Raw genomic sequence first — 11,250 nt, 5'->3', positions numbered from 1 at the left:
CGTTGGTCGACACGCTCTTGCATGGCATGCCGGCCAGCGGCCGGCACTACCAACGCCGGGCATGGCCCGGCGCTACCGACATCGCTCGATCCCCGCTCTGGTGGGTGTCGACCGTTGGTCGACACGCTCTTGCATGGCATGCCGGCCAGCGGCCGGCACTACCGTTACGCGTCCAGCGCCTGCCGCAGCGGGGCCAGGAAGGCGCCGGCCCGCTGGGCTGCTTCGTCGGCCGAGGCGGCATCGGCCAGCGCCGCCACCAGGGCACTGCCGACCACCACGCCATCGGCCTGGCGGGCCATGGCCGCGGCACTGGCCGCATCCTTGATGCCGAAGCCAGCCACCACCGGCACGCTGGCGCGTGCACGCAGGGCCTGCAGGCGAGCGCTGGCGGCCTCGCTGTCCAGGCGCTCGGAGGCGCCGGTGACGCCGGCGAAGCTGACGTAGTAGAGGTAGCCACGGGCCAGCGCCAGCAGCTTGTCGGCACGGGCCTCGCTGGTGGTGGGCGAGGCCAGCAGGACCAGCGCCAGGCCGGCCGCGTCGAACGCCTGCAGCGCTTCGGTGGCTTCTTCCGGCGGCAGGTCCACCAGCAGCACGCCGTCCACGCCGGCTTCGACCGCGGCCTTGGCGAACGCCGCATAGCCGTGGATCTCCACCGGGTTGAGGTAGCCCATCAGCACTACCGGGGTCTGCGCATCGCGCTGGCGGAACTGCGCCACGGCCTGCAGGACGTAGCGGCTGCCGGCGCCGCGGGCCAGCGCGCGCTCGGAGCTGCGCTGGATGGTCGGGCCATCGGCCATCGGATCGGAGAACGGCACGCCCAGTTCGATCACGTCGGCGCCGGCCTCGACCAGCGCATGCATGACCGGCACGGTGGCCTCCAGCGACGGATCGCCAGCAGTGATGAACGGGATCAGGGCCTTGCGCTGCTGCTCGCGCAGGCGCTGGAAACAGGCATCGAGTCGGGAAACGGACATGTCAGGTACATCCTTCGATCAGGTCAACGGCGCCGCTGGCGCCCCAGTACATTCGGGATACGGTGCCGTCGACGATCTCCACGCGGATCGCCAGGTCGGAACCGGGGTCCTGCCAGAGCAGGGTCTCGCCGGCCTCGGCATCTTCGCCATAGGGCCGCGCGATGGCGCCCGCTGGCAGCAGCTTCAGGGCCTGTGCGCGCGGCATGTCCAGGTGCAGGCCGAACGGCCCCGGCTGCACCACCACCTGGCCCGAATCGTCGATGGGGGCCAGGTCGAAACGCACCACGTCGCCGTCCTGCACCATCATCGCCACGCCCTCGGGCAGCGTGCCGCGCTCGTAATACTCGCAACGCCCGGCCGTGGCCTCGCCGAGGCCGGCCGAATGCCACTGCGCCTCTCCCTCCAGCTCGCTGAAGGGTTGGCCGATCAGCACGTCGCCGGCATGATCCAGCGCCACGGAAACGACTGCCGGGGCGGTTTCGTCCTCGGCGCTGTCGGCGCGGGTGGCCGCCGGCGCATCCTCGATGGGGCGATGCGCGGCGTCATCATCATTGCTGGCCAGCTGGCGTGCCGGAGCGATGGCTGCGGGCGACGCCGGCGCGGGCGCCAGCACCGGCGGATCGGGCGGCGTGCAGCCTCCCAGGCCAACCGCCAGCACCAGCGCGCCACCGTGGCGCAGCATGCCGTTCACAGCACCAGGCCTTCGCGCGCGGCGATGGTGTGCACGTCCTTGTCGCCACGGCCGGACAGGTTGCACAGCACGATCTGGTCACGCGGGCGCTCGCGGGCCAGCTTGATGGCCTGGGCCAGCGCATGGCTGGATTCCAGTGCCGGCAGGATGCCTTCGGCATGCGCCAGCAGATGGAAGGCCTGCAGCGCCTCTTCGTCGGTGATGCCGAGGTAGGTGGCGCGGCCGCTGTCGGCCAGGAACGCGTGCTCGGGGCCGACGCCGGGGTAATCCAGGCCGGCCGACACCGAATGCGTTTCGATGATCTGGCCATCGTCATCGCACAGCACGTAGGTGCGGTTGCCGTGCAGCACGCCGGGACGGCCGGCTGCGATCGATGCGGCATGTCGGCCGGTATGGATGCCGTCACCGGCCGCTTCAGCGCCGAAGATCTCGACCTGGCGGTCGTTGAGGAAGGCATGGAACAGGCCGATGGCATTGCTGCCGCCGCCGACGCAGGCGGTGATCGCATCGGGCAGGCGGCCATACTCGGCCAGCATCTGTTCGCGCGCTTCGCGGCCGACGATGGCGTTGAAATCACGCACCATGCGCGGGTACGGGTCCGGGCCGGCCACGGTGCCGATGATGTAGAAGGTGTCCTGCACGTTGGTCACCCAGTCGCGCATCGCTTCGTTGAGCGCATCCTTCAGGGTGGCCGAGCCGGAAGTGACCGGCACCACCGTCGCTCCGAGCAGCTTCATGCGGTAGACGTTGATCTTCTGCCGCTCGATATCGGTGGCGCCCATGTACACCACGCACTCCAGTCCCAGCCGTGCGGCAACGGTGGCACTGGCCACGCCGTGCTGTCCGGCGCCGGTCTCGGCGATGATGCGCTTCTTGCCCATCCGCGCGGCCAGCAGGGCCTGGCCGATGGTGTTGTTGATCTTGTGCGCGCCGGTGTGGTTCAGGTCCTCGCGCTTGAGCAGGATCTGCGCGCCACCCACGTGATCGCTCAGGCGCTGGGCGTGGTAGATCGGGCTCGGCCGGCCCACGTAATGGGCCAGGTCGCGGTCGTAGGCCTGCTGGAATGCGGGGTCCTGGCGGGCCTCGTCATAGGCCTGGGCCAGTTCCTGCAGCGGGCCGACCAGGGTTTCGGCGACGAAGCTGCCGCCATAGCGGCCGAAGTGGCCCTGGGCATCCGGGAAGGCGTGGAAGTCGGCAATGGGGGAGGCAGACATGGAAGCGACCGCTGGTTCGAGACAGGTGGATACTCTAGCGCACGGATCCTGACCGGAATATCGATATTATCTGGCGCATATCGTCAGGAAATCTCACATGAGTACCACCCTGCTGCCGCCGCTCAATGCCCTGCGTGCCTTCGAGGCCACCGCCCGACTGGGCGGCGTGGGCCGCGCCGCGCAGGCCCTGCATGTCACCCACGGTGCGGTGAGCCGGCAGCTGAAGCTGCTGGAAGACCACCTGGGGCTGCCGTTGTTCCAGCGCGCCGGGCGCGGGCTGCGCCTGACCGAGGCCGGGCAGCGCCTGCATGCGGCCTGCGGCGAGGCCTTCGCCGGCATCGAGGCCTGTGTGCGCGAACTGCGCCAACCGGCGCGCTCCCCGGCGCTGGTGCTGGGCTGCAGCGGCAGCGTGCTGGCGCGCTGGATGATTCCACGGCTGCCCGCGTTGCAGGCGGCCCTGCCCGGGGTGAACCTGCAGTGGTCGGCCCTGGATGGCGCCTTCACCGAGGCGCAGGCGGCGCTGGATGCGGTCCTGCTGCTGGCGCAGGGCCCGTGGCCGCGCGGCTGGCAGGTGCGCGAACTGGCGCCGGAACGGGTGGGCGTGGTGGTGGCGCCCTCGCATCCCGCCGCGCAGCGGTTGCGCTATGTGCCGCCCCCGGCACTGCTGAAGGAGACGCTGCTGCACACCAGCTCTCGCCCGCAGGCATGGCCGGCCTGGGCGCAGGCGCATGGGCTGGACCCGGCGCAGTTGCAGATGGGCACCGGCTTCGAGCATCTGTACTACCTGCTGGAAGCGGCCGTGGCAGGCCTGGGGCCAGCGATCGCGCCGGAGCCGCTGGTGGCCGAGGACCTGGCCGCCGGGCGGCTGATCGCGCCCTGGGGATTCTCGGCGACAGGCGGGTTCTGGGTGCTGGCGCGGCCGGACGGCCCGGCCGACCCGCGCGTGGATGCGCTGGCCGAGTGGGCGATGGCGCAACTGTAGCGTCGAGCTTGCTCCACTACCTCAGTCGAGCAAGCTCGACGCTACGCCTGCGCGCTGGACCCGACCGGTCAGGGTGCCGTGGGTGCGGCGAGCCGCTGCTGCAGGTCTTCGCGCAGGCGCGACAGTTCGACTTCGGCCTGCTGGCGCTGCTGCATGCCTTCGCGATGGATGCTGCGCACTTCCTCCACCGTGGCGATCAGCTGGTCGTGCACGTGGCGCAGCGTGGCCACGTCGATCACGCCGCGCTGGTTGCTGCGTGCGGTATCCACCGACGCCTGGCGCAGCAGATCGGCATTGCGGCGCATCAGCTCGTTGGTGGCATCGTCGATGGCGGTGGACAGCTCGACCGCGGCCTTCTGCTCGCCCATCGAAAGCTGGATGGCGAACTGGCGCTTCCACGACGGGATGGTGATCTCGCGCACCGTGTTGAATTTCTCGATCAGCTGCAGCGCGTTGGCCTGGATCAGGCGGATCATCGGCAGCGACTGGTCGGCCGCGTGCTGCATCAGCTGCAGGTCGGACACGCGCTTTTCGATCAGGCGGATCGCATTGTCGACTTCGCTCTGGCGGATGCGCTGCTGCGGGTCGTCGCTGCCCTGCCCTGCCAGCTGCTCGGCCTGCAGTTCGGCCAGGCGCTGCTTGCCGGCGGCTGCGTACAGGCCCAGCGCGTGGCGCTCCTCGCGCACGATCTCGTGCATGCGGTCGAACTCGCCCACGCGCTTGCCCATCAGCGCCTGCTGCACGCCCACGTCGCCCAGCAGCTGCTCGATCTGTGCGTTGGTGTCGCTGAACTTCTGCACCAGTTCGCCCTTGGACACGCGCAGGCGATCGATCAGGCCGCCGATCACCGGCACCTTCGAACGCTGGGCGAAACCGTCCAGTTTCAGGCTGCGCGCGATGCGCACCACTTCGCCCAGCTTGTCGCCGCTGGCATCGAGGTCGCGGTTGCGCACCTGGTCCAGCAGCTGGCTTGAGAACGCTGCCGTGCGCGTCGCGGCCTCGCGGCCGAACACCTGCAGGTTGCCCGGGCGCAGGTCGTCCAGTTCCATGCGGATCTCGGCGATGCGCGGCAGGTCCTCGCGGACAAGGCCCAACGCCTGCAGCGCGCCTTCGTCGAGTGCGGAAGGGGTGGCCGGGGTGGGCACGAGGGTGCCTGGGTGCTGGCTGTCCTGGGTCATCGGGCAGTCTCCTTGCAGGTGGGTTGGCGGCAGCGGCGGCCGGCTCAGCGCAGTCTAGCCTGAGCCGCCGCCACCTCGTCGTCGATCTGTGCATGCAGCGTGGCCGCCTGGCCGGCACGGACCGCGCCGGTGGCGGCCTGCGCGGCCAGTGCAGCCTGCCGCCACGCTGGCAGCAGGACATCGTGGATACGGGCGAAGCGCTGCAGCAGCACCTCATCCTGTTGCTGCAGCAGCTGCCACTGCCCGGCTTCGATGCGGCGCAGTGCCGCCAGCCGCTGCAGGTGGTCGATGCGCGCCGCCAGTGCTTCCTGGCCGGCGCCCTGCAGCGCTGGCAGGTCCGCGGCGGCCGCATCCGCCCAGGCCTGCAGTGCTTCGGCGGCCTGGCCGGTCGCGCTGATCGCGGTGGCACGCACGGCCATGTGCTGCTGCAACTGCTGGGCCTGCTCGCGTGCCTGCAGGGCGAGAACCCCCAGCTGCGACTGCAGGCCGCGGCCTGCGGCCTCACGCTCGACGTCGCGGCCAAGCAGGCGGCCCCACCAGCTTTCCTGCCGGCGCAGGCGTGCCGGGTCGGCAGCCTGCAGCGCCAGCGCGATGCGTGCCAGCGCCTCGACCAGCCCATCGCCGGCGGTCGCCGGCAACGCGACGTCGCGCGCGGCCAGTGCCTGCAGCAGCGGCGCACCGTAGTCGGCCAGGCGTGCGACATCGGCCGTGTCCGGCCGCTGCGGCGTCGGCAGGGGCGCCGCGTGGGTCATGGCAACGGCGGCGGCATCGGCGCGCTTCCCGCCGGGGCGTCGTCAGTGGCTTCCGGCGGCAGCGACTCGCCGTAGAAGTGGCGCATCAGCGCCTCATCCAGTGCGCGTTCCTCCGGCGTGCTGGCACGCCGCACACGCGGACGGCGCGCGGCAGTGGTGGTGGCGCCGGCCGCGCCTTCGACCTGCTGCCGCGCCCACCCGGCGAAGGCGGCCAGGGTCTGCGACACCTGTTCCTGCTGCGCCTGCGAGGCCGCCAGCAGCTGCACCAGCGGGGCCAGCCCGGCCTGAAGGTCCTCGGCCAGCGGCGTGGCCGGGGGGCTGGGCGCAGCAATCACCAGCGGCTCGGCAGGCTGCACGGCGGCCGGTGCTTCCGGGCGTGCTTCGGCCAGGCGCTGCAGCGCTTCCAGCAAGGCCGGCCACGGTGCCGGATCAGCCGCCACCTGCGGCGCAGCCGGTGGCGGCAGCTGCAGTGCACTGGCGATGTCGGCCAGCTGCGCGACCACGCGCCCACCGACATCGCTGTCGTCGGCACCCATGGCCTTGTTGCGCAGGAAATCACGCTTGATCTGCGCCCAGCGCTGCGCCTGCGCCTCGTCCAGCACGCCGCGCAGCTCGCCCAGCTTCAGCAGGTTTTCCTCGGCGCCGGTGGTCAGCAGCTGCGCCTCGCCCAGGTAATGGTCGGAGATCAGCTGCTGCAGCTCGTCCTCGTTCATCACCGGCGAGATCTTCTCGGCCAGCTTGTTCATGTTGCGGTAGCTGCCCTGCAGGCGGAACGGCGGCTCGGTGCGGTAGCGGTCATCCTGCGCAGCGCTGGCGATGTACTGCTGGTTGACCCGGTAGACCACGTCGCGCACGCGCAGCATGCGCTGCAGGGTGGCGGTGATCTCGTTGATCTCGGCACCGCTGTAGGCATGGCTGAGACCGTTGGTCGACACGTCCTTGCCCATCGCGCGATCGACCAGCAGGTACAGGTCGGCCATGTCACGGGTCGCCAGCGGTGCCAGCACCGGGTTGGAGGTCAGGCTGTTCTCGATGTAGCTGAGGGTGAACGCCGCTTCCATGCCGCCCAGCACGTCGCCGAGATTGTAGATGTCGGCGCGGTTGGCCAGCATGTCCGGAATCTTGAACACCTCGCCCGACTCGGTATACGGGTTGCCGGCCATCACCACGCAGAACTTCTTGCCGCGCATGTCATAGGTGCGCGTGCGGCCTCGCCACACGCCTTCGATGCGGCGGGTGCCATCGCACAGCGAAATGAACTTCTGCAGGAACTCGGGATGGGTGTGCTGGATGTCATCCACATACAGCATGGTGTTGTTGCCCATCTCCAGCGCCAGGTTGAGCTTTTCCAGCTCCTGCCGCGAGGTGGCGTCGGGCGCCTGCTCCGGATCCAGCGAGCGCACCTCGTGGCCCAGTGCCGGGCCGTTGATCTTCATGAAGACCAGGCCCAGCCGGTGCGCCACGTATTCCATCAGCGTGGTCTTACCGTAGCCTGGCGGCGAGATCATCATCAGCAGGCCCATCAGGTCGCTGCGCTTGTTCTCGCCCACCGTGCCCATCTGCTTGGCCAGGTTGTCGCCGATCACGCCGAGGTAGACGTCGTTGATGAGCTTGTTGCGCACGAACGAGGACAGCGGCCGCGCCTTGAACTCGGACAGGCGCAGGGCCTGCCGCTCACGGCCGATGATGCCCTGGCGCACCGCCTGGTAGGCGTGGAATGCCGGCACGAACTGCTGCAGGTGGGCGTGAAGGCGGGCCAGGAAATCATCCAGCGACAGCGCCAGGGTGCCCTGCACGATGCGCGGATGCTCGCCGAGCAGGCCGTTCACTTCCACCCGCAGAGTGGCATCGCTGGCGCGCGTGCGCAGCTGCCGCTGCACCAGCAGCAGTGCGGCGGCCTCATCGGTGTAACCGGCATGGGCGGCCTGCGCCGGCAGCCGGCCCAGCGCGCGCAGCCACTGCCCGGCCAACGCCCAGCGCAGCGGCAGCGGATCCTGTCCACGCTGCAGCGCGCGTTCCAGTGCCTCGCGCTGTCCTGCCTGCTCCAGCTGCTGCTGCAATGCCTCCAGCAGCGCCAGCGCATGGCGGCTGCTGGCGAATACCGGATCGCCCGCGCTCAGTTCGTCACCGAGGTAGGCAGCGGCACCTTCGATCGCGGCGGCGTCGAACGGCAGGGCCTGCGCCTGCACGAACGCATCCAGCGCAGCGGCCATCTCCGCGCGCAGCGCCTGGCGTCCTTCGTCGGAACCGAACAGGCGGGCGATGGCATCGGCACCGGCCTGGCGCGCCGGCCACTGCGCCACGGCCTCGTTGCGCTGCTCGGCGGCCCAGAACAGCATGGCCAGTGCGCGGACGCGCGGTGCATGGCGCAAGCTGCCGGCGGCCTGCTGCAGCGGCAGCAGGGCGTGCAGGATCAGCGCCGCATCGTGGTCATGGATGCCGCGCTCATACCCCTCGCGGTAGCGCGGCGCGGCGAACGCACGCACGCGCTGGTCCAGCGCCTCGGGGCTGGCGAGATCGTGCTGCAGCTGGGCCATGTCCAGGCCATCGCGGCCGTCCTGCGCGGCCAGCAGCAGGCTGCCAGCCAGGTACTCGCCGCGGTAGATCGCATCGGATTCCGAATCCAGGGTCACCGGCCAGAACGGCTTGAGCGCCTCCAGTTCGGGGTCGTGCAGGGTTTCCAGGAAATCGGTGCCGGTGAGGTGGATGGCCAGCGTGTCGCCGCGCGGCAGCAGGGTCAGGTCCAGGGCCTGGGTGTTCACGCTGAAACGGTGGCGCGGCCCGAGCCGGACGACGTTGCCGCCGGCTTCGTACAGGTCGCTGCGGTCGCGCAGCTGGCGCACGGCCTGGTCGCGCACGCCCTTCAGGCGCGCCTCGATGTCATCGGCCTTGACGTTGTCGCGCAGCGCACGCAGCCGCTCGGCCAGTTCGCGCAGCTTGAGGATCAGCGGATCGCCGGCGAAGAACGCGTTGAGCTCGTCGGCGGTGGCGAAGCGCTCGGTGCGCTTGGCCAGGCCATCCAGGATGCGGTTGGCCGCGTCGAGCACCGAGCGCGCCTTGCGCTGGCGGTCGTCCAGCAACGCCTGCTTGTGCGTCTCGAAGGCTTCGACCAGTTCCTCGCGCTTGCTGAGGATGTCGCCGAGGAACTGCTCGTGCTCGCCGAACTGGCTTTCCAGTTCCTCCAGCTGCACCAGCAGGCGCGACAGCTGTTCGTCGGCCTTTTCCGGATCGTTGGCCATCGCCAGCGCACTGGTGATGGACTGCGAGAACAACGCGAACTGTGCGGCGAACTGGGCCACGGCCTCGGCCGAGCCGAGCGTGCGGCGGCGCTGTTCGGCACGCGTGCGCGCCTGGTTCAGCCGCCCGTACAGCGCGGAAATCGATTCGACCACGCGGGTACGCGCGGTGGCATCGTCCACCTTCAGGCCGGCCATCAGTTCGGACAGCATGTCCAGGTCGGCGGCCATGCCACGCATGCCGTCCAGCTGCTCGTCCAGCTGGCGCGCACTGCTCGCCTGCTGGGCCGCTTCATCCAGTGCCTGCAGGCGGCTGCCCAGCGGTGCCAGTGCGGCATCGCCGGCCAGGAACTCGCCGGTGGCGGCGCCCACGCGATCCTGCGCCTGCACCAGTTCGGCGGCCATCGCCTCGATGCGCGCGGTGTCGATGTAGCGCAGCTCACGGATGGTCAGCAGCCGCCCGCGCAGCGCGGTGATCTCGTTCAGGGCCTCGACGAAGGCCTGCACCTCGTTCCAGTTCTGCGGCTGCAGCCGGCCCAGCAGCGCCTTGTAGTTCGCTTCCGCCTCGACCATCGCCTGCGCCGACTGCTCGCGGATGGACTGTACCTTCTCGTACTCGTCCAGCACCGACTCGCCGGTGGCACTGATCTGCCGCAGCAGCGCTTCGGCGCCGTCGCAGGCCTCGTCCCCCAGCCAGTGGTGGGTATCGAACAGGCGGCGGGTGTCGGCCACCAGGCGCTGGTAGCGCTGCACCGAGACATCCTGGCCGTCGATCTCGCGGGACAGGTTGAACAGGTTGGAGATACCGCGCACCAGCTCGGCATTGCCGATGCGGCCCATGAAGGTGTTGCCGGGCGGCCGGCTGGCGGCGAACTCGTCGCTGCTGAACGGCGTCTGCCAGACCTGCATCGGATGGATGCGGGTGGGTTCGGCGCCTTCGGCATGGAACAGCACCATGCGCCCATCCTGCATGAAGGCATAGCCGTGGCCGAACACCGGGTTCTGCAGCACGCGCTGGATGGTGTTGTAGACGAACAGCGCCGAGCGCCCGCCTTCGCGCTCGTAGAAGATGTAGAGCACGTCCTCGCCGTTGGGCGAGCGGATGCTGCGCTTGAACTGCATGCCGGCCATCGAGGCATCGAAGGCCTTGTGCTCGCCGCCCTGCAGGTAATAGCCGCCGGGGAAGATCACGCCGTGGTCTTCGGGCAGCTGCACGCAGGCCTGGACGATGGCGTCGTTGCGCACGATTTCGCCGGTGAGCGTGTTGTAGATCAGGCCGCGCCAGACGGTCTCGCGGTACGGCAGCACCTTCAGCAGCAGCAGCGAACCGACGCGCGCGAATTCGAACTGGGCGTCGTCCAGCGACTGCGTGCTGTCCTCCACCGGTTCGCTGTAGATGCCCTGCCCGGTTTCGGTGTTGTTCTCGACCTTGATGGTCAGGTCGCCACCGGTGGTTTCCACGAACAGGGTGTCGAGGATGTTCAGGTGCGAGTGGCGGCCGTTGACCGCGAGGTCGCGGGTGGCCTTGGTCCATTCGAAATCGAACGGCGGCGGCAGGGCGATATCGCGTTCGCCGCGCGCATCGAGGTAGGTCAGCTCGCCTTCGCGCGACAGCGCCCAGCGGAACACGCGCACGTCGCTGCTGCGCTCGCCGATCTGGAACGAGGCCAGCAGCTTGTCGCCGACCACGATCAGCTGCAGCAGGCGCGCGTGCTTGTAGTAGGCGTACAGCTCGTTGAAGTCGTGCACGAAGCCGGGCTGGTCGAGGAAGCTGCCCTTCAGCTCCAGCGCGGCCACATCGTAGCCGTCCTTGCCCTGCACCAGCCGGTACAGGCCGAACACATCCTCGATGCGGGTATGGGTCTTGAGCCCGATGTAGACGTTGTAGCCGAACAGCAGGCGGTCAGGCCCGACCTGGACGATGTCACGGCCGACGCAGTTGTTCTCGCTGCGGATGCGGAAGCGACCGACCACCTCCAGCCGGCTGTCGCCGAACTCGGCCAGTCGCTGGCGGTTGAGGGCTTCGGCCAACGCCTGCAGGCGCTGGCCCTGTTCGCCAAGGCGGCGGCGCAGGACTTCGTAGGCACCGCCCTGGGCAACGGCCTGGTCGACGGTGTTGCCGCCGGCCTCCGGCGCGGTGGTTTCGGCGGACGGATGGGTTTCAGACATCAGCAGGCTTCCGGCTTACGGACGGCCGGCCGTGGTTGCGGCCGGCGCGGGCGG

At 69.7% G+C, this 11,250-nt stretch carries 7 protein-coding genes; 1 reads left to right on the top strand and 6 read right to left on the bottom strand.

Going from position 1 to position 11,250, the window contains the following annotated elements; translation table 11 throughout:
- Nucleotides 1–164 precede the first annotated feature (164 nt).
- Genes trpA through trpB form a run of 3 tightly spaced genes read right to left on the bottom strand, consistent with a single transcriptional unit; the run spans nt 165 to nt 2,879 of the window.
- Complete coding sequence (gene trpA, locus IAE41_RS05145; protein ID WP_079222622.1) at nt 165–974, bottom strand: tryptophan synthase subunit alpha; 810 nt, start codon at nt 972–974, stop codon at nt 165–167.
- Between the two features lies 1 nt (nt 975).
- The gene (locus IAE41_RS05140; protein ID WP_200732329.1) at nt 976–1,665 is read right to left on the bottom strand and encodes a hypothetical protein; all 690 of its coding nucleotides are present in this window, start codon (nt 1,663–1,665) and stop codon (nt 976–978) included.
- Complete coding sequence (gene trpB / locus IAE41_RS05135) at nt 1,662–2,879, bottom strand: tryptophan synthase subunit beta (RefSeq protein WP_200732328.1); 1,218 nt, start codon at nt 2,877–2,879, stop codon at nt 1,662–1,664. Before trpB ends, IAE41_RS05140 begins: the two co-directional genes overlap by 4 nt.
- Before the next feature lie 97 nt (nt 2,880–2,976).
- Here trpB and IAE41_RS05130 point away from each other — a divergent pair, with 97 nt between their 5' ends.
- Nucleotides 2,977–3,861, top strand: coding sequence for a LysR family transcriptional regulator (locus tag IAE41_RS05130; RefSeq protein WP_200732327.1), 885 nt, complete (start codon nt 2,977–2,979; stop codon nt 3,859–3,861).
- 68 nt (nt 3,862–3,929) lie between these two features.
- Here the strand turns inward: IAE41_RS05130 and IAE41_RS05125 are convergent, their stop codons facing one another.
- Genes IAE41_RS05125 through IAE41_RS05115 form a run of 3 tightly spaced genes read right to left on the bottom strand, consistent with a single transcriptional unit; the run spans nt 3,930 to nt 11,196 of the window.
- A complete protein-coding gene (locus IAE41_RS05125; protein WP_200732326.1) occupies nt 3,930–5,039 on the bottom strand; it encodes a toxic anion resistance protein in 1,110 nt (369 codons plus the stop codon).
- Nucleotides 5,040–5,083: 44 nt separating this feature from the next.
- A complete protein-coding gene (locus IAE41_RS05120; protein WP_200732325.1) occupies nt 5,084–5,791 on the bottom strand; it encodes a hypothetical protein in 708 nt (235 codons plus the stop codon).
- Nucleotides 5,788–11,196, bottom strand: coding sequence for a DNA repair ATPase (locus IAE41_RS05115; RefSeq protein WP_200732324.1), 5,409 nt, complete (start codon nt 11,194–11,196; stop codon nt 5,788–5,790). Before IAE41_RS05115 ends, IAE41_RS05120 begins: the two co-directional genes overlap by 4 nt.
- Between the last annotated feature and the right edge of the window lie 54 nt (nt 11,197–11,250).

This window comes from Stenotrophomonas sp. S39 (assembly GCF_016624665.1).
In the GTDB taxonomy this organism is placed as follows: Bacteria; Pseudomonadota; Gammaproteobacteria; order Xanthomonadales; family Xanthomonadaceae; genus Stenotrophomonas.
This window is presented reverse-complemented; position numbering and strand designations above follow the sequence as displayed.

Bases quoted from the DNA above. Each gene is read 5' to 3' on its own strand.
- trpB (WP_200732328.1), bottom strand. From the start codon at position 2,879: ATGTCTGCCTCCCCCATTGCCGACTTCCACGCCTTCCCGGATGCCCAG.
- IAE41_RS05125 (WP_200732326.1), bottom strand. From the start codon at position 5,039: ATGACCCAGGACAGCCAGCACCCAGGCACCCTCGTGCCCACCCCGGCC.
- IAE41_RS05115 (WP_200732324.1), bottom strand. From the start codon at position 11,196: ATGTCTGAAACCCATCCGTCCGCCGAAACCACCGCGCCGGAGGCCGGC.
- IAE41_RS05120 (WP_200732325.1), bottom strand. From the start codon at position 5,791: ATGACCCACGCGGCGCCCCTGCCGACGCCGCAGCGGCCGGACACGGCC.
- IAE41_RS05130 (WP_200732327.1), top strand. From the start codon at position 2,977: ATGAGTACCACCCTGCTGCCGCCGCTCAATGCCCTGCGTGCCTTCGAG.
- trpA (WP_079222622.1), bottom strand. From the start codon at position 974: ATGTCCGTTTCCCGACTCGATGCCTGTTTCCAGCGCCTGCGCGAGCAG.